Annotated in this window: 18 protein-coding genes; 5 read left to right on the forward strand and 13 right to left on the reverse strand. The window is 31.9% G+C overall.

Annotated elements, in window-relative coordinates:
- Positions 1–11: 11 nt before the first annotated feature.
- The 3 genes from atpA (at position 12) to C4S29_RS14480 (ending at position 3,858) form a co-directional block, all read left to right on the forward strand.
- Entirely contained in the window at positions 12–1,589 is a 1,578-nt protein-coding gene (gene atpA, locus C4S29_RS14470) for a F0F1 ATP synthase subunit alpha (RefSeq protein WP_103914819.1), read from the forward strand.
- A gap of 85 nt (positions 1,590–1,674) precedes the next feature.
- Positions 1,675–2,535: an ATP synthase F1 subunit gamma gene (atpG, locus tag C4S29_RS14475; protein WP_103914820.1), complete on the forward strand. Its 861-nt coding sequence runs from the start codon at positions 1,675–1,677 to the stop codon at positions 2,533–2,535.
- A 459-nt stretch (positions 2,536–2,994) separates the two neighbouring features.
- Positions 2,995–3,858 carry a DUF808 domain-containing protein gene (locus C4S29_RS14480; RefSeq protein WP_103914821.1) on the forward strand — a complete coding sequence of 288 codons (864 nt, stop codon included), beginning with the start codon at positions 2,995–2,997 and terminating at the stop codon, positions 3,856–3,858.
- A 223-nt stretch (positions 3,859–4,081) separates the two neighbouring features.
- Here the strand turns inward: C4S29_RS14480 and C4S29_RS14490 are convergent, their stop codons facing one another.
- Together C4S29_RS14490 and C4S29_RS14500 are read right to left on the reverse strand one after the other, a co-directional pair.
- Positions 4,082–4,762, reverse strand: coding sequence for a hypothetical protein (locus C4S29_RS14490; protein WP_103914823.1), 681 nt, complete (start codon positions 4,760–4,762; stop codon positions 4,082–4,084).
- A 153-nt stretch (positions 4,763–4,915) separates the two neighbouring features.
- Positions 4,916–5,410 carry a hypothetical protein gene (locus tag C4S29_RS14500; RefSeq protein ID WP_103914825.1) on the reverse strand — a complete coding sequence of 165 codons (495 nt, stop codon included), beginning with the start codon at positions 5,408–5,410 and terminating at the stop codon, positions 4,916–4,918.
- 161 nt (positions 5,411–5,571) lie between these two features.
- Here C4S29_RS14500 and C4S29_RS14505 point away from each other — a divergent pair, with 161 nt between their 5' ends.
- The gene (locus C4S29_RS14505) at positions 5,572–6,645 is read left to right on the forward strand and encodes a tyrosine-type recombinase/integrase (RefSeq protein ID WP_103914826.1); all 1,074 of its coding nucleotides are present in this window, start codon (positions 5,572–5,574) and stop codon (positions 6,643–6,645) included.
- Between the two features lie 5 nt (positions 6,646–6,650).
- On the opposite strand, the gene C4S29_RS14510 is transcribed toward C4S29_RS14505, so the two are convergent.
- The 7 genes from C4S29_RS14510 to tamL all read right to left on the reverse strand — a co-directional run bounded on the left by C4S29_RS14510 (position 6,651) and on the right by tamL (position 14,683).
- On the reverse strand, positions 6,651–6,899 hold the full coding sequence (locus tag C4S29_RS14510; RefSeq protein ID WP_103914827.1) for a hypothetical protein: 249 nt from the start codon (positions 6,897–6,899) through the stop codon (positions 6,651–6,653).
- 2 nt (positions 6,900–6,901) lie between these two features.
- Positions 6,902–7,435: an STM3941 family protein gene (locus C4S29_RS14515; protein ID WP_103914828.1), complete on the reverse strand. Its 534-nt coding sequence runs from the start codon at positions 7,433–7,435 to the stop codon at positions 6,902–6,904.
- 14 nt (positions 7,436–7,449) lie between these two features.
- On the reverse strand, positions 7,450–7,827 hold the full coding sequence (locus C4S29_RS14520) for a DUF4287 domain-containing protein (protein ID WP_221405543.1): 378 nt from the start codon (positions 7,825–7,827) through the stop codon (positions 7,450–7,452).
- Between the two features lie 26 nt (positions 7,828–7,853).
- Positions 7,854–8,336: a YciI family protein gene (locus C4S29_RS14525; protein WP_103914829.1), complete on the reverse strand. Its 483-nt coding sequence runs from the start codon at positions 8,334–8,336 to the stop codon at positions 7,854–7,856.
- 202 nt (positions 8,337–8,538) lie between these two features.
- Positions 8,539–10,587, reverse strand: a complete 2,049-nt coding sequence (locus C4S29_RS14530) for a M16 family metallopeptidase (RefSeq protein ID WP_103914830.1) — start codon at positions 10,585–10,587, stop codon at positions 8,539–8,541.
- Between the two features lie 10 nt (positions 10,588–10,597).
- The gene (locus tag C4S29_RS14535) at positions 10,598–11,911 is read right to left on the reverse strand and encodes a M16 family metallopeptidase (protein WP_103914831.1); all 1,314 of its coding nucleotides are present in this window, start codon (positions 11,909–11,911) and stop codon (positions 10,598–10,600) included.
- Between the two features lie 183 nt (positions 11,912–12,094).
- Complete coding sequence (gene tamL, locus C4S29_RS14540) at positions 12,095–14,683, reverse strand: translocation and assembly module lipoprotein TamL (RefSeq protein ID WP_103914832.1); 2,589 nt, start codon at positions 14,681–14,683, stop codon at positions 12,095–12,097.
- Between tamL and C4S29_RS14545 the strand changes: the two genes are divergently transcribed.
- The gene (locus C4S29_RS14545; RefSeq protein WP_103914833.1) at positions 14,669–15,397 is read left to right on the forward strand and encodes a TrmH family RNA methyltransferase; all 729 of its coding nucleotides are present in this window, start codon (positions 14,669–14,671) and stop codon (positions 15,395–15,397) included. The genes tamL and C4S29_RS14545 overlap by 15 nt on opposite strands.
- Before the next feature lie 23 nt (positions 15,398–15,420).
- Here the strand turns inward: C4S29_RS14545 and C4S29_RS14550 are convergent, their stop codons facing one another.
- The 4 genes from C4S29_RS14550 to cmk all read right to left on the reverse strand — a co-directional run bounded on the left by C4S29_RS14550 (position 15,421) and on the right by cmk (position 17,455).
- Entirely contained in the window at positions 15,421–15,918 is a 498-nt protein-coding gene (locus C4S29_RS14550) for a phosphoribosyl-ATP pyrophosphatase (RefSeq protein ID WP_103914834.1), read from the reverse strand.
- Positions 15,919–15,921: 3 nt separating this feature from the next.
- Positions 15,922–16,230: a hypothetical protein gene (locus tag C4S29_RS14555; protein WP_103914835.1), complete on the reverse strand. Its 309-nt coding sequence runs from the start codon at positions 16,228–16,230 to the stop codon at positions 15,922–15,924.
- 75 nt (positions 16,231–16,305) lie between these two features.
- Entirely contained in the window at positions 16,306–16,692 is a 387-nt protein-coding gene (locus tag C4S29_RS14560; protein ID WP_103914836.1) for a YtxH domain-containing protein, read from the reverse strand.
- Between the two features lie 88 nt (positions 16,693–16,780).
- Positions 16,781–17,455, reverse strand: a complete 675-nt coding sequence (cmk, locus tag C4S29_RS14565; protein ID WP_103914837.1) for a (d)CMP kinase — start codon at positions 17,453–17,455, stop codon at positions 16,781–16,783.
- Positions 17,456–17,718 lie beyond the last annotated feature (263 nt).

Raw genomic sequence — 17,718 nt, forward strand, 5'->3', positions numbered from 1 at the left:
ATAATCATAGAATGGCAGAAATAAATCCAGCTGAAGTTTCAGCAATTTTAAAGCAGCAATTAGCCAATTTTGATACACAATCTAATGTAGAAGAAGTAGGCACAGTTCTCACTATTGGTGATGGTATTGCTCGTGTTTACGGATTAGAAAATGTGCAATATGGCGAATTGGTGAAATTTGAAAGTGGCGTAGAAGGCATCGTGCTAAATCTTGAAGAAGATAATGTAGGTGTGGCACTTTTGGGTGAATCTCGATTGATAAAAGAAGGAGATACAGTAAAAAGAACTGAAAGAATTTCTTCCATTAAAGTAGGCGAAGGCATGCTTGGTAGAGTGGTAGATACCCTTGGAAATCCAATTGATGGAAAAGGACCTATCGAAGGCGTGACTTATGAAATGCCACTAGAAAGAAAAGCTCCAGGAGTAATTTTTCGTCAGCCTGTAACTGAACCGATTCAAACAGGGATTGTTGCCATAGATTCTATGATTCCAATCGGAAGAGGACAAAGAGAATTAATTATTGGTGACCGACAAACAGGTAAAACTGTCGTGGCCATTGATACTATTCTTAATCAAAAAGAATTTTATGATGCAGGTGAACCTGTATATTGTATTTACGTAGCAATTGGCCAAAAAGGTTCTACTGTTGCACAAATCGTAAAAACTTTAACGGATAAAGGCGCGATGGCTTACACAACTGTAGTGGCTGCAAACGCTTCAGATCCTACACCAATGCAAGTCTACGCGCCAATGGCGGGTGCTGCAATCGGTGAATATTTCCGAGACACAGGTCGTCCAGCGTTAATTATTTATGATGATTTATCTAAACAAGCTGTGGCGTATCGTGAATTATCTTTATTATTAAGAAGACCACCAGGCCGTGAAGCTTACCCAGGAGATGTCTTTTATTTACACTCCAGACTTCTTGAAAGAGCAGCAAAGGTAATTGCAGATGATACTATCGCAAGCCAAATGAATGATTTGCCAGAGTCTTTAAAACCAATTATCAAAGGTGGAGGTTCATTAACGGCGCTTCCGATTATTGAAACACAAGCAGGTGACGTTTCTGCCTATATTCCAACGAATGTAATTTCAATTACTGACGGACAAATTTTCTTAGAAACAGATTTATTTAATTCAGGTGTTCGTCCTGCGATCAACGTTGGTATTTCGGTATCTCGTGTGGGTGGAAATGCTCAGATTAAATCTATGAAAAAAGTTTCTGGTACTTTAAAATTAGACCAAGCGCAATATAAAGAATTAGAAGCATTTGCAAAATTTGGTTCCGATTTAGATGCCGCCACTATGGCTGTAATTTCTAAAGGTGAAAGAAACGTGGAGATTTTGAAACAACCCGTAAATTCGCCATTACCTGTAGATAGCCAAGTTGCAATGATTTACGCAGGAACCGAAAATCTTTTGAAATCTGTTCCTATTAGAAATGTAAAAGAATTTCAAATAGAATATATCGATTTTTTAAGAAGCAAACATCCGGAAACAATGGCTGCAATTAAATCTGGTAAAATTGATGATTCTATCACATCTGTCTTGAAGCAAGCAGCTGCAGAATTAGCATCAAAATATAATTAAAATTAGTTGATGATTGTTGGCTGTTAGTTGATGGATTTTTTCTCAGACTAACAACCAACAACCGACAACCAACAACTAAAATAGAATGGCAAACTTAAAAGAAATACGCGCAAGAATATCCTCCATCTCTTCTACGATGCAGATTACAAGTGCCATGAAAATGGTATCTGCTGCAAAATTGAAGAAAGCACAAGATGCAATTGTGATGCTTAGACCGTATTCTGAGAAACTGCAAGAGTTAATAGAAAATGTTAATTCTAACCCAGAGCCAGATAATGTGTCGCCATACGCAAAACAACGGCCTATAAAAAAAGTGCTTTATATTACAGTAACTTCCAATAGAGGTTTGGCGGGCGCTTTTAATTCTTCAGTAATAAAAGAATTGAATACAAGAATTTCTGAAAACGACTACGATGTAGAAATACTTGCGGTAGGAAAAAAGGTTTATGATGCGGTAAGAAAAACTAGAACTGTTTTTGATAATCAAAGTGCTGTATATGATGCCTTAACTTTTGAAATCGTGTCCCGATTTACCAAAAAAGTAATGAAAGAATTCACTTTGGGCACGTTCGATAAAGTGTATATCGTTTACAACAAATTCATCAATGCGGCAACGCAAGAAGTGATTACAGAGCAAGTTTTACCTATTGCAATGCCTGAAACGGCCTCTAATAATACAAGCAAAGATTATGTTTTTGAACCAAATGCTAAAGAAATTTTAGATGTTCTAATTCCAAAATCTATTAAAACGCAAGTTTACAAAGCAATATTAGATTCGGTTGCATCAGAACATGGCGCTAGAATGACCGCAATGCACAAAGCAACTGATAACGCCGACGCATTAAGAAATGAATTGAAAATCTACTACAATAAAGCAAGACAAGCGGCTATTACAAATGAAATTTTAGAAATCGTTTCCGGTGCTGAAGCATTGAAAGATTCTTAAATAAAAAATTTTTAGATAAAGTTAAAGACTGTATTTTTTACAGTCTTTTTTTGTGGCTAAAAACTGGGTGTTTTTCCTCTGTTTTTTTTTATTAAAAAATTAGAACTTTGAGAAGGCTAAATATTAAAAATTAAAACCATGAAAACTCTTTTCCTATATTTTTGTAGAATTATCATTTTTATATTATCGCCTTTAGATAAATATTTTAAAATTTATAGGCCTCAAAAAAATAATTAATAAGTAAAGATTTTATCTTGGATGAACTAAAAATATTCAAATATATTTTAGTGTTAACTGTTCAGATTTCAATAAATTTATATTAAGAATTTTGTTTGTCGTCTAGTTGCTTTTTAAGCATTTTCTGTTCTTTTATTAAAATTTATAAAAGATTTTTAATTTAAAATCAATTTGTTTAAGGTCTATTTTAGAATTATATTTGAAAAATTTTAGAAATAGAACATGGCTTCAGGATTTTTCGCAGTTTTAGATGATATTTCAGTTTTGCTGGATGATGTTGCAATGATGAGCAAAATAGCGGCAAAAAAAACCGCTGGAATCTTGGGAGATGATTTGGCTGTAAATGCAGAAAAAGCCTCTGGTTTTGCATCAACAAGAGAACTTCCGGTTTTGTGGGCCATTACAAAAGGGTCTCTTTTAAATAAGTTAATTATTCTTCCGATTGCATTTTTATTAAGTGCATTTTTCCCGATTGCTATTAAAATTATTTTAATTTTTGGAGGCATTTATCTCGCCTTTGAAGGTGCTGAAAAAATTTATGAATGGCTATTTCCGCACCCGAAACTTGAAGATGTAAGCAAAATAGAGAGTGAAGCCGATATCTTAGCATTAGAAAAATCCCGCGTAAAAGCCGCCATTGTAACAGATTTTATTTTGTCTGTAGAAATCGTCATTATTGCGATGAGCACTGTAGTGAACGACCCTTTGGCGAATCAAATTTTTGTAGTTTCTATAATTTCCATTTTAGCAACAGTTGGGGTTTACGGAATTGTTGCGCTAATTGTGAGAATGGATGAAGCGGGCTTTTATTTAATTAAAAAAAGCAAAAAAGAAACAAGTTTCAAAAGAAAAATAGGAAGTGTTTTGGTTCAAGCGTTACCTTATGTGATTAAAACCTTAGCTATTGTAGGAACTGTTGCTTTGCTATTGGTTTCTGGTGGCATTTTCTTACACAATATCGAGTGGTTTCATCATCTGCTTCCGGCTTTACCAGATTTGTTGCGGGAATTGATTGTTGGGATTTCAGTTGGCGCTATTTCTGTTTTACTCTTTAATATTTTAAAGAAATTTTTTGCGAAAAATTAAATTGTTTTTGAAGTTTTTTTTAACGGAAAACGACTTTGTGATGTACGGTATTGATTGGCAGGAAGTTACAACTGCAACCGAACTGAGCAAAAGCCATTTTTCTTTTGATAAAATACAAAAATTTGTAAAAGAAAATGGTTTTTTGCGGATAAATTCCACAAATGTTTCTACTTTCTCTAAACCCCGCATATTGCAAAACCGATGTTATCTGCAGGCGTTTTATTTATTTTTGACTCAAATTTACAACAGTTCCCATTCCATTGATTGAAAATGTAGGATAATCTTTTAATTCAGAATTAGGTAATTGATATTTCATACTTTCTTTATCAATCAAATTAAATTTTTCAATACTATAACTACTCACTTTTTTGTTTTCTAATTGTAGAAAAATATTTAATTTTCTGTTAAAAATTGAATTAAGCATAAAATTATTTAATTTTTCGTACTTTATTCGTTTTTGTCCAAACTTTTCTTCATATTCATTTGATAGTTTAGTAACAATGTCTGGGTAGTAGATGAATGAGTTTGTGAAGTATAAGTAATTTAGTTTTTCAGTATTAAAATCTTGTTTTATTAGAGGTAAACAATTTTTAGTGTTTTTTAGTACTGTTTCTAAATTAATAGGATTTTTGTGAAAAATTTTTATACTCATAGATTTATCTCTTTCATATTCACATGCACTAATTGAAAAATCTAGAGTATCTTTTCCAACAATCCAAAAATAACTGTATGATTTTGAATAAAAACCAAATTCGAAAGATGATTTATCTATAAAATTTTTGTGTTTAACAATAATAGTATCTTGAATATTTCTATCATAATTTGTAACAGTTTTTTTAGCATTAATTTGTAAATAACAGATTGATGCTAATAAAACAAAAAGTATTAATAAATTTTTTCTCATTTTATGCGTTATTTTCGGTTACGCTTGCAGATAACGTTTCGCATATTGGCGATGGTGCGGCTTTAACGCGGAAACTTTCTTATTATAAATTAATCTTCGGAAAATCTAAAATGGTTAAACTTACGAGAAATCCGCACTATTGCCAATATGCTGTTATCTGTAGTTGTTATTTATTTTTAGTTTCGTAAGAAATTCCTTCTCAAATTTTCTTTTCTTCATTTCTGTAAGCAAAATGGGAAATAACAGAAACAATTCGACCATAAAAACAATTATAAAAGATTTAATAGTAAAAATATTTTTGTCTATATTTTTTAGATTAAGTAGTAAAGCAAATATTCCAACAATGTTGATCAGAATTGGAATAAATCTAATCCAATAGTATCCAAATTTCATTGGTTTAATTTTGTATTTGACAACTGTTGCTTTTCCACTTTTTTTAAAGTTTCCTATTATTACATAAGGAACAGGATTTAAATTCGCATTTTTAGTAATTTTAAATTCTGATTCATAGATGTTTCCGTAAAAAGGTTTATCAGAAAAATTAATGCTAAAAATAGCAAATGGATTTCCTTTAATTAAAGCATAACCATTTTTAGTTAATTCATTTAATTTTCCCTTAAATTCTTCAATATTAAATTCTGACGTCATTTTGATACAATTACAGATAACTCTCAAATATACGCAAGTTTTATAAATCTACAGAAAAATATAATTTTTGGTAAGTACAGATTATCAGTCGTTTAATTTTAATATCTTTCTTAATAGTTAAAATACGCAAGATTATCTATTTAAAATACGCAATATTAGTTATGCAAAATACGCAGCCCGTTTTTGATAAAAACCTTTTCCAAACTAAAGTAGATGTTTATAAGGGAAAGAAAATTATCTGGATTACATTTACAAAAGATTATTATTTAATTAATATGCTCAAATCTGCTACAAAACCCACTTGGTCGCAAAGCCAAAATTCTTGGTATGTCACAGATAATAATTTTAACAGAGAACTTTTTGGCCTGGATATAAAAATTGTTGGTAAAGAGGTGTTGTTAAAAATTGATCCAATAAATTTAGATGCCTTTCAGAAGTTTCAAGATCAATTAATGCTAAAAGGTTTTAGCCCAAATACAATTAGGGTTTACTCTATGGAATTTGCACAATTACTTTATATTTTAAAATCTAATTTCGTAAACGAACTTTCGCCAGAACGATTACAAAGTTATTTTCTGTATTGTCATAAAGAATTGCAACTTTCAGAAAACCAAATTCATAGCAGAATGAATGCCGTGAAATTTTATTTTGAAAAAGTGCTGCACAAAGACAAAATGTTTTTTGATATTCTGCGCCCAAAAAAACCTTTGCTCTTGCCAAAAGCATTAAATACCGAAGAAATTTCAAAATTAATAAACGCAGCAGAAAACCCAAAACACAAACTTATCTTGCAACTTTGCTACGGCATGGGACTTCGCGCAAGTGAAATTGTGAATATAAAAATGGAGCATATAGATTCTAAAACCATGAAAGTGCTTATAGAAAGAGGAAAAGGAAAAAAAGACCGCTATGTCAATTTGCCGCAAAGTTTTCTGAATGATTTGCGCATTTATTATAAATCATTTCTACCGAAAGAATATCTATTTGAAGGACAATATGGCGGCAAATATGCTTTAAGAAGTGCGCAGTCGGTTTTTAAAACTGCAATGAATAAAGCAGGAATTACAAAAAAAGTGGGTATTCACAGTTTGCGCCACAGTTATGCCACACATCTTTTAGAATTTGGAACAGATATTACGCTTATACAAAAATTATTGGGTGATAATGATTTTCAATATTCAGATGTTGCAGATAAAACAATCGCAAACGTACAATCGCCATTGGATAAATTATAAAAATTTTAATTCAAATTTCTCTTCGCCACCTCTTTTTTAAAATCATTTAATGATTGATGGTTTACCACGTAAATACTAAAAAGCCCAGTGCAAACAATTACCATCGCGAATTTTTCTTTTGCAAATGCAAGATAAATGGCAGCGAAGAATATCAATATTAAAACTATGCCGTAAATTTTATTCAAATTTTTTAGTTTTTTTTGCTCTTTTAAAAGTGTTTCGTCAGAAACATTTTCGAATTGGTTTTTTTGCATTTCTAGACAGTTTTGCTGTTTTCGGATAAAGCCTTATTTAAAACTTCATACAAATCATCAAAACTAATTTTTAAAGAATTTGCGGAAATGTTTATCGGCGAATTGCTCATTTTATAGTTCATTTGCATGGCTCTTTGCTTAAATTTATTTTGTATTTTTTCTAAATAATTTTCAGGTTTTTTTAAAATAATAATGATAAATTTTTGATTCGTAATGCGCTTACTTTCTATTGCACTAATGTCTTCCCAAGGTATAAAACCAGCAGAAAGTGCACTAGAATTATCGGTAATTCCCGCTGAATTTATGAGGATTCCCGGTTTTGAATTAAATATTTTTTTGAATAATAAAACAGCAATCAAACCGAAAAATGAAATACCTAATATTGCAATGGTATAAACGGCAAAATCTAAATTGAAAAATACTTTTGCGAATTTTTCGGGATTTGTTAGAAACCAAATACTTGCTGCAACGAAGGCCAAGGCGCCTAGAAACATGAAGACGATTTTTGATTTACTGAGTTCTATTCTGGTTTCCATATTTACACTTTATTTTAATCAAATATAAAAAAAAGTTTTTTTTGATCTGGTTTTTTTGAGGAAGAGGAGGGCTTTAGCCCGACTTGTTTTTTTTGAAAATGTATTGGCTTTAGCCAAAAGTTTTGAATTTCGGAAATAAGTTTGTCGTACAAAAGTTTAAAATGTTCTTTATTTTGATATTGTTTCGTTATCAAATCATTTTGGTTTTTGAAAGATCCTGCGTCCGATTTATTTGCTTTATGAGCAACAAGATTTGCAAATCCGTGAGTAAAACCGTGTTTTTCTTTAAGAAATTTTATGATTTCTCCATGTTTCGCAAAATTTTGAGATTTTACAATTTCAATCCATTGTTCTAAAGTCTTTCCTGTATTTTTATACAGGTTGTTTATCATTGTTTGCGTTGCCTTATCTATTTTTATTATGGTTTTAATTTCCAAATTTTATCAGAAAATGGTAAATATTTAGATAGTGCTGCAGAGCCATACCAAGTAAATATTTCATAGTCTAGAAGACCGTTTTGAATGGCGGGATCAGATTGCAATATTTTCTTTGCATCATCAATGTTTTCTATATTATTTAAAATGAAAATTCCTCTGTAAGTATTTTTATTTTTTTCCAATGGTCCTGTCACGATTAGTTTGCCTTGTTCTACTAAACGAAATATATTGTCTAAATGTCCGCGGAAACTATTACTTGTAAGTTCTTTAGTTGCCGTCGTGTTAGATCCTGTTTTTAGAATAACTAAAAAATAACTTTTCATTCCATATTCATCTGCGCCTAGTTCTTCAGCTAACGATTTGTCAAAATTTGGATTTTTTATTAAAGAGTCTTTCTTAAAATTTGATTGCGCAAGAGTTAATTTAGTTGCTATCAATAGTGTTAAAATTAAATAATATTTCATTGTATTTTTGTCTTTGGTGTTTTGTAGTTGCAGCTATTGTTTATCGGTAATCTAGTATTTGATTAAAAGTACAAAATTTTTCTACTTCACAAAAATCAACTTTAAATTTGAAAAATCAACTTTTTTTGTATCGCAAAAAGCTATAACTACAAAAAAAACGACACCTTTCGGCGCCGTTTTAATGTAAACAAAAACGAGAATTTTATTTAAAATCTGCGTCTGTTGCTTTGTTTAGTTCATAGTTTTGAACGTCAAGTTGCATATCCATTCCCATTTGCTTCACTTTCATGGTGAAAGGAAATTTCACACCATCTACGTCTTTATAGTTAGAAAAATAAGTCGGAACTTCCATTTTCTGACCGTTCGCTTCTGCAGTTTTTACTTCTCCAGTTTTAAGGCCAGTTTTTACATCATAATAATATTTTGTATCTGGGCCATTTACGACATAAGAGTCTGCGCCTTCAATTTTTTCTATGCCACCTAAAGTATAATCTTTTGTAGTGCCGAAAGTAAGCTCTGGGAAAATTTCTTTATTTTTTGCATATCCAGCTACCATTGCATCGGGCATTGGTTGAGATTTGCCCATCGCTGTGATTGTTCCTTTGGTGCCATCAAAAGTCATTTTTTGAGCAACATTTCCCATCATAGAAACTTCCATATTCATTTTGCCACCAGTTGCTTGGGTATTTTTGATGCCTAAATCCATTCCCTGCATTTTTGTAGTAGAATTGAAAGTGACAGAAGTGATTTTCGAAACTTTGTCTTTACCACCAATTGCTGCGAGATAATGATCTGCAACTGTAGCCAAAGTAACACTTGCATCTACTTTTTTCACCTCTGGTTTTGCAACAGGATTGGCGTATGCATCGAAATATTTTACTGGGTAGCCCAATGTTTCTAATCCATCTGCAAATTGACTTGATTTTCCTGCGACAAATATTCTCATATTATTTGGCTTAATAAAATCGCTGGTCGCTTTCTGCACTTGGTCTACAGTTAGGGCATCTACAGATTTTAAATAATTGGTATAGAAATCTTTAGGTAAATCTTGCGTAATTAAATTTAAGGCAAAACGTGCCACAGTTTCAGGTCTTTCTAATGAAAGAATAAAACTGCCTTTTAATTTTTCTTTTGCATTATTCAATTCTTCTGGTTTAATGGTTTTAATGCCATTTATTTCCGTCATGAATTCTTTGATCGCTGGAGCGGTAACTTCGCCACGAACTTCGGCTGTACCGCCAAAATTAGAATCATATTTCGATGTATCTAATGAAGTATAAGCACCGTAAGTGAAGCCGTTTTTCTCGCGAAGGTTCATGTTTACGCGGGTTTCTAAACTGCCACCTCCCAAAATATAATTGGCAACTGTTGCTGCAAAATAATCAGGATTTTTCATTTTTAATTGATGCAAATCTCCTAAAATAATCACCGATTGCGCTGCATTTGGCACATCTACCACATCAATTTCCGTTTTTGGAGCATTTTCAAATTTTGGTAGAGATGGAAATTTGTAATCTGATTTTTGCCAGCCATCAAAGGCTTTTTCAATCATATTTTTCACTTCTTTATACTTCACATCACCGATAACCACTAAATAAGCATCTTGTGGCGCGTAATATTTTTTATATGCTGCTTGAACGTCTGGAAGTGTAATGGCTTCTAAAGATTTTTCGGTTGTAAATTCGCCAAGCGCAGTTTCTTTGCCATAACTTAATGCATTAAAAACGCGATTTCCGATGGCTTGCGTACTTTTTTCATTGGCTTTTAAACCTTCAATGGCTCTTGCTTTGGATTTTTCTAATTCTTCAGCAGAAAATTTTGCATCGGTTATTCCATCAGCAAAAAGATTGAGTATTTCTGGATAATATTTAGATAAACTATTTGCAAATGCACCATTTGCGCTATAATTAATAGAAGCGCCTAAATAATCTACTTTTTTATTGAAGTCGTCTTTTGAAATTTTAGAAGTACCACTTCCTAATAAATCTGACATTATACCGCTTAAACCTGCTTTGTCGCCTTCCAACAATGGAGGATGATCAAAACTTAAAGTGGTATTTACGCGGGGTAATTTATGATCTTCTACCACTAAAACGGTTAAACCATTTTTAAGTTTAAAACTTTGTGGTTTTGCAATGTTTACTGTTGGTGTTGGTCCTGGTTTCGGCTGTTGGTTAAGGTCGATAACCTGTGCGCCTATAATGCCAGAAACTAAAAATACCGCAGCAAGACTATATATTGATTTTTTCATAGTTTTAAGATTATTTTTTTTCTGGTAAATAGTTAATAATAACTCTTTGGTTGCTGTTTAAATATTTTTTTGCAACGTCTCTGATGTCTTCTCGTGTGATGCCTCGGTAGATATCAATTTCTTTATTAATTAAATTAGTATCGCCTTGCAAAACGTGGTAAGTAGCCAAAGAACTTGCAATGCCTTGAATGCTAGAATTGGAATTCACAAACTGATTTTCAAATTGATTTTGAAGTTTTTGATAATCTTCCTCGCTAATAAGGTCGGTTTGTAATTTTTTCACTTCTGCATCAATATCAGTTCTCAAAGTGGCTTCAGAAGTTTGGCCCATTGGGATTGCAAAAAACGCAAAAATGCTATAATCTTCCTCACCTAGATTGATCGCTTGCACGGCCAATGCTTTTTTCTCATTATCTACTAATTTTTTATACAAAACAGAAGATTTTCCGTTGCTAAGATAAGAAGATATCATATCCAAAACTTTTGCATCTCGTGTTTTATCACTTGGCGTTCTGTATGTATAAAGATAGGCTGGGATTTGGATATTCGGGTCGTAATAAGTAATTTCAGTTTCCTTTGTAATAGGGTCTTCTTTCGGGAAATTTCTTACAATGGGTTCTCCTTTTGGTATGGTTGAAAAATAATCGCTAACCCATTCTTTGGTTTGCTTTATATTGATATCGCCTGCTACAACCAAAGTGGCGTTGTTTGGGACATAATATTTTTTAAAGAAAGTTTTGAATTCTTCCAATTTGGCAGAATCTATATCTTTCATTTTTCCTATCGTTGTATTTTTGTAAGGATGTTTTTTAAATAAACCTTCTTTTATAGCCGTCAAAATATTGCCATAAGGTCTATTATCATAACTTCTTCTCTTTTCTTCTTTTACTACTTTGTCTTGCGTATCTACACCAATTTGGTTGATAACGGGATGTGTCAAACGTTCTGCTTCCATCCAAAGTCCTAATTGCTCATTATTTGATGGAAACGTTTCGTAATAATACGTTCTGTCGTCTGTGGTGTTTGCATTATTTGTACCGCCATTGGCAGCTACAATTTTCATCCATTCTCCACGTTTGATGTTGGGCGTTCCTTCAAATAGCAAATGCTCAAAGAAATGCGCAAAACCTGTGCGGTTAGCGAGTTCGTCTTTTGCACCCACGTGATACATTACGGCCGTAGTTACTACAGGTGCTTTATTGTCTTGATGCAGAATAACGTGCATGCCATTTGGCAAATCGTATTCTTGAAATTTAATTTCTTGCGCCTGAGAAAATGCTCCGATAAGAACAAGTGCTAAGGCCGAAAAAGATTTTTTAATCATAATATTTTATTATTATTTATAAGTGTGAATATGTGCTAAAAAGTTACAGGTAAAAACTTGCTTTTTTTCAAAACTAAAGATAAAAATTGAAGAATTTTATACATTGATTGAAATTATTTTGAATATAATCAAAATTGTCATAAAATACATACGTCTGTAAATTTACTTAAAAATGTTTTTTTTCTAAAACGGATATCCAAATGCAAAATTTAATGTGGGCTTAAAAGGTTGTATTTTAGAAAACCTCCATCGTTCGCCTTCAGGTTGATTTGGGTCATAAATTTTATAGGCCAAATCTACGCGAAGTGTAATGTAGGCCACATTTATTCTTAAACCTAAGCCGCTCCCAACGCCCATTTGTTTTATAAATTTATTAAATTTGAACTGATCGCCCAAGCCGTTGTCTTTTAAACTCCAAATATTTCCAGCATCGGTAAAAATCGCGCCTTCAAACATGTCTGTAAAAGGCATTCTATATTCTATTGATGTCGTGAGTTTTACATTATCTAGAATATAAGAACGAACTCTTTCATCTAATTGTGAATCTGCCGGACCTAAACCTCCAAATGCCGTCCAAGCGCGAATATCATTAGAACCACCATTAAAATAAGACCTCACAAATGGCATATTTTGCGAGTTTCCATACGGAATTCCAACCCCTAATAATTGTCGTACGGCGAGTGTGTTTTTTCGCCCATTTTTCATTGTGAAGGTGAAATATTTTCTAAAATCCACATCAAACTTCACAAATTGTGAGTAGGGAATATTGAAAAGTGTTTTAGTAGCATCCGAGATAATATTGTCTTTCTTTTTGTTTCCACTGATGAGAGATAGCAAATTACCCGCAAATTCTACTTTTGCATTAAAATAAAAGGGATTTTCGTATTCTTTCTTGCCAATTTCATTGTATGTGAAATTGTAAATTAATGAATTTATTAAAACATCTTGCGTTTGTCTTTCTTTATTAAAAATACTTTGCACAAAATTATTGAAAGTACTATACTGCGCAGAATCAAGAGAATTTATAAAAGTAGAATCGCCAGTTATCAAAAGAGTAAGTTCATCACTAGTTAATGTACCATCGTTATAAGACGCTTGCTCTAGTGGATGATTTATAAAATAGAGATTAAAAATATCTTGCCGGTAAGCATTATCTGCCGGGAAAAAGTCGTAATATTTATCTTTATTTTGGGTTAAACTTAATTGGGAATTAAAAATCGTTAATCGATGAGAAATACGGTCGTCCACATTTGCGAAATAATTTAAGCCTGCATTGAAATTGATTCTGCCCAAACCAATATTATTCTGCACCGAAGCACCTAAATTAAGAGATGAGGTAGGAGAGTAGCGTTTCGGGATGAGCCGCCAATAGGAAAAAGGCAACAATAACCTCGGAAATTTTAAAGAAAATTGTGTGGAAATTTCATAGGCTAAAGTTCTTTGGTTAATATCCGCTGCGTTTCTAACAGAGCCGAAAGTTCCAGAAATGCTCGAAGAAAGATTTTCTGCACCGCCAAAAATATTTCTGCTTGTTAGATCAATCGAAGGTGAAATACCGAAGTTTAGAAGTTGGCTATAATTAATATCTGTTGCGACTTTTAATTCATATTTTGGTAACGGTTTTAGCAAATAGAGAACATCAATAATACTATCGTTTGGCGGGGCTTTTCCACCATTTCGCAATTCTATTTGAGACGATAAAATGCTGAAATTATTCATCGATAGCAAATTCCTTTTAGTAAGATCAAGATTTTTTTGGTCGTAAATTTCACCAGGCTTTATAGTAATTGGTCGCCACAACGCACGGGTTTTGTATTGCTCATCCATTTTATAGATATTAATGCCACGCAAACTATCTTTTACAGTATTTTTTGGGAAATCTTTGACGTTATTAACAATTGCAACTTCAATTTTGCCAATGGTAGATTTTTTGTAGGTAGAATCAATCTTCATCGTTAATGGCACTTGTTTTCTACTGCTTAAAGTATCTGCAGTGAAATAGATTTCCTCATTAGAATTATTAAAATTGTAGTACCCTTTTTGTCTCATTAGATCTTCAATTCTATTTACTTCATTTTCTAGTTTGGTTTGATCTAAAATTTCACCTTGCCGAACGATGCTTTTTTTAATGTTCCACTGATAAATTTCTTTAATCTGTGGATCTTTAATATCATAGTAATATTCGCTAATAAACGTCGGGTCTTTGTGCGTAATGGTGTAATCTACTTGTGCTTTTTTAGTAGCTGAATCCAATTGATGCTTATATTCTACATGCGAATCCCAATAACCGCGATAGACTAAAAATTTTCTAATTTTATCTGCACTCGATTGCGTTTTACCTTGGTCTAAAATAATAGGTGCGGTCCCCAAAGAATGAAAAAAACGATTCCAAAATAAATTTTCGCCCACATATTCTGGATGTTTATATTTAATGAAAAGCGAATCTCGAAGTTTTTGATTTCGCATTGCTTTGGGATAGGTTTGATATTCATTGAGAATACTATCATATTTCGGGTTGGAAACATTATAAAAATAAAGCCCAATCGGGAAAAAAAGTAGTTGTTTTTTGTTCGGCTTTTGGCTTACATAATCTGGGATTTGATTGGCATAAATTTTACCATCTGTAAATTTAAAATTGTTTTTAGTAAGCAAAAACTCGCTTTGCGGCACTTTTTTAGTTGCGCTACAGCCAAAGATGAAAAGCATCGCAGTTGCAGAACAGATTAATAAGTAATACTTTTGAAAATATTTTAAAAAATGCTGTCGTCTCATAAAATAAAAATTATACAATCTCTCGATAAGAAGAAATTCAGACAAAAATACAATATGTTTTTGGTTGAAGGTAACAAAATCATTCGAGAAATGCTGAATTCTTCCTTTAAAATTAAGGAAATTTTTTCAATTGATTTGGAAGATCTTGATGTAGAATATACCGAAACTATATCCGTTTCTGCGGCAGAATTAAAAAAAATAAGTTTTCTTCAGCATCCAAAAAATTCTTTAGCACTTTGCGAAATCCCATTAGAAAAACCTTTTCAGGAGTTAAAGCAGCAAATTATTTTAGATGGCATACAAGATCCCGGAAATTTGGGCACCATCATTCGTTTGGCTGATTGGTTTGGGATTGAGCAAATTATTTGTAGTGAAGACACAGCAGATTGCTTTAATCCAAAAGTGTTGATGGCAAGTATGGGCAGTTTTCTGCGCGTTAAAATTTATTATAAAAATTTGGAACTTTATTTATCTGAAACTAAAAATGAAAATATAGGCACAGATATGCAAGGCGAAAATATTTATGATTTTAAATTTCCTAAAAACTTTAATTTAATTTTGGGTAATGAAGGCAACGGAATGCGGCCTAAAACTTTAGAAAACTTGCATAAAAAAATTACAATTCCACGTTTTGGAAAATCTAAATCTACTGAAAGCCTAAACGTTTCTATGGCAACTGGTATTATTTTAGGACAGATTTTCGCACAAAAATAACATAGAAATAAGGCTCTGATTTTTTAGATCAATTGCTCCATAGAACTCACGCTGCGGTTTTTTTCGTAATCTTCTAATTTTGTTCTTAAATATCGCAAAAGGCTTGGCGCTAAATAGATGAGAATCAAACCAAGTACTTTCTTTTTCCAATTGCTGTTGCTTAAACTTTTTTTGGCATAGTTGCCCACAAAACCTACAATGCTTAATTTGATGGCATTTTCGGCAATGCTGCTTCCTACATCACTCTTCGCAAAATTCATAATATTTTTTTTATTCATAAGTGTGCTTTTTACCTGATTTGAAATGCTTTTTACAATTTCTTTTCCATCCAAAGCCACAGATTTTTCGCCATCTTTGTTATATTCTTCTTTTAAAAAAGAATCGGAGAAACCGTGCGTTAAAACGCTCAAACTTTCTTTCGTATCTTCAAAAGTTAAAAGATCTTGCAAATCTGAAACTTCCTTTTTCAGTAAGGCTTTTTTTCTTCTAAGTTCTTCTAAACTATTGTATTTGTTTGCCATTTTTTAAGAATTTATAAATTTTAAGAAAAAATTAGCCACCCGTTTTTTAATGCTATTTTTAAAAAGGAGTGTGATAAAAACAAATATCAAATAAAAGCCAGCAATTAATAATATGCCATAGCCATAATTGCCGATATAATGGCCTAAAATGAGGCCTAAACCAATATTTAATAAGATTACAAAAACTAAAAACATCAAAATAAAAAGACCCGAAAATACAAAAAACGCCAAAATTATAACGGTTTTTTCAGTAGCTTCCATTTTAAGAAGTTCAATTCTTTTGGCTAAAAATTCTTTTAAAGTTTCTACCATTTTTATTTTTTTTTTAAAGTTACAAAAAAAGGAACTCTTCACAAGTTCCTTTTTATTTTTAGGTCGGTTTTTAGCTTAAGATCTTAAACTATCCAACTCGTTTTCTACATCTTTTGCAACATCTGCAATTTTACTCGCGGCTTGATCTCTATATTTGTCATAGCCTTCTTTCATGCTGCCAACAACTTTTTCTGTTGTGTCCTTCACAGTTTCAGAAACATTTTTGTAGGTTTCTTTTGCTTTTTCTGCTGCATCATGGTATTTGTGTTTTGCTTTTTCAGAAACTTCAGAATATTTATCTTCGGCCTGATCTTTTAATTCTTTCGCTTTCTTTTTAATCTTTTTTCGTGTTTCTGTTCCTTCCTCTGGCGCATAAAGCATTCCTAAAACTACACCTGCAGCGGCTCCTGCTAATAATCCTGCTAATACTCCTGCTACGTTATTGCTACTTTTTTTTGACATTTTTAATAATTTATTGTTAATATTATTTTAATTTTTGTTGCTTTTTAAATTACAACAAACGTACCAAAAAGTAATATTACGTTATTTGTCATGTTTTTTTTAAATAATTGAGAATCAGTGCGATGGTTTCTTCTTTTGTTAAAAAAGTATTATCAATCAAAATAGCATCTTCGGCTTGTTTTAGTGGAGAATTTTCTCTTTCGCTGTCTATTTTGTCTCTCTTTAATAAATTATCTCTTACTTTTTCTTCTTCAGTGTCGATGCCAGAATTTTTAAGTTCTTGAAATCTTCTTTTTGTGCGTTCCTCCACACTTGCAGTCAAGAAAAATTTGAAATCTGCATCTGGCAAAACAAAAGCGCCGATGTCTCTGCCATCCATTATAATACCGCCATTTTTGGCCAAATTTCTTTGCAATTCTAAAAGAAATGCACGAATTTCTGGTTGTTTGGCAATGAAACTTACATTGTTATTAACTTTAATTTGCCGAATTTTGTGCGACATTTCTTCGCCATTGAGGTAAAGTTTTAGTTCATTTTTATCTTCTTTAAAGGAAATTTCTATTTTATCTAAACTTTTAAAAAGCAAATCTAAATCAATTTTTCCTTCCGAATTTTTGCAATTTTTTAAGGCGTAATAAGTCACAGCGCGATATATCGATCCTGTATCCAAATGAACAAGATTCAATTTTTTTGCAATAATCTTTGAAATGGAACTTTTGCCTGTGGAAGAATAGCCATCTACAGCAATCACCAATTTTCTCATAGCACAAATTTGCTTAAATTTTTTTTAATATTAAAATGTATTTAAAATTCTGTGAAATCAAAAAGATTTTTAGAGCCTGTTTAAATTTCATTCAATAAATTTTTTATAGCCTTTTCTTAATTTTCTAAATTAAAATAAACTCTGTTTATTCTTAAATTTAACATTAAGAATTTCAGTGAGTTAAGTTTATTCTGATTAAGCAATCAATAAATTGATTTTTATTAAGTTTTTTAAGCGAAAATGGCTTAATTCCTTAATGGTAA

The sequence above is a fragment of the Halpernia humi genome (assembly GCF_900108025.1).
Lineage (GTDB): Bacteria > Bacteroidota > Bacteroidia > Flavobacteriales > Weeksellaceae > Halpernia > Halpernia humi.

Excerpts from the sequence above, each read along its gene's own strand:
- C4S29_RS14520 (WP_221405543.1), bottom strand. The coding sequence starts at position 7,827 with ATGATAAACAACCTGTATAAAAATACAGGAAAGACTTTAGAACAATGG.
- C4S29_RS14530 (WP_103914830.1), bottom strand. The coding sequence starts at position 10,587 with ATGAAAAAATCAATATATAGTCTTGCTGCGGTATTTTTAGTTTCTGGC.
- C4S29_RS14555 (WP_103914835.1), bottom strand. The coding sequence starts at position 16,230 with ATGGTAGAAACTTTAAAAGAATTTTTAGCCAAAAGAATTGAACTTCTT.
- C4S29_RS14560 (WP_103914836.1), bottom strand. The coding sequence starts at position 16,692 with ATGTCAAAAAAAAGTAGCAATAACGTAGCAGGAGTATTAGCAGGATTA.
- atpA (WP_103914819.1), top strand. The coding sequence starts at position 12 with ATGGCAGAAATAAATCCAGCTGAAGTTTCAGCAATTTTAAAGCAGCAA.
- C4S29_RS14545 (WP_103914833.1), top strand. The coding sequence starts at position 14,669 with ATGCTGTCGTCTCATAAAATAAAAATTATACAATCTCTCGATAAGAAG.
- C4S29_RS14525 (WP_103914829.1), bottom strand. The coding sequence starts at position 8,336 with ATGAAATATTATTTAATTTTAACACTATTGATAGCAACTAAATTAACT.
- C4S29_RS14515 (WP_103914828.1), bottom strand. The coding sequence starts at position 7,435 with ATGGAAACCAGAATAGAACTCAGTAAATCAAAAATCGTCTTCATGTTT.
- cmk (WP_103914837.1), bottom strand. The coding sequence starts at position 17,455 with ATGAGAAAATTGGTGATTGCTGTAGATGGCTATTCTTCCACAGGCAAA.
- C4S29_RS14550 (WP_103914834.1), bottom strand. The coding sequence starts at position 15,918 with ATGGCAAACAAATACAATAGTTTAGAAGAACTTAGAAGAAAAAAAGCC.
- C4S29_RS14535 (WP_103914831.1), bottom strand. The coding sequence starts at position 11,911 with ATGATTAAAAAATCTTTTTCGGCCTTAGCACTTGTTCTTATCGGAGCA.
- tamL (WP_103914832.1), bottom strand. The coding sequence starts at position 14,683 with ATGAGACGACAGCATTTTTTAAAATATTTTCAAAAGTATTACTTATTA.
- C4S29_RS14500 (WP_103914825.1), bottom strand. The coding sequence starts at position 5,410 with ATGACGTCAGAATTTAATATTGAAGAATTTAAGGGAAAATTAAATGAA.
- C4S29_RS14480 (WP_103914821.1), top strand. The coding sequence starts at position 2,995 with ATGGCTTCAGGATTTTTCGCAGTTTTAGATGATATTTCAGTTTTGCTG.
- C4S29_RS14490 (WP_103914823.1), bottom strand. The coding sequence starts at position 4,762 with ATGAGAAAAAATTTATTAATACTTTTTGTTTTATTAGCATCAATCTGT.
- C4S29_RS14510 (WP_103914827.1), bottom strand. The coding sequence starts at position 6,899 with ATGCAAAAAAACCAATTCGAAAATGTTTCTGACGAAACACTTTTAAAA.
- atpG (WP_103914820.1), top strand. The coding sequence starts at position 1,675 with ATGGCAAACTTAAAAGAAATACGCGCAAGAATATCCTCCATCTCTTCT.
- C4S29_RS14505 (WP_103914826.1), top strand. The coding sequence starts at position 5,572 with ATGCAAAATACGCAGCCCGTTTTTGATAAAAACCTTTTCCAAACTAAA.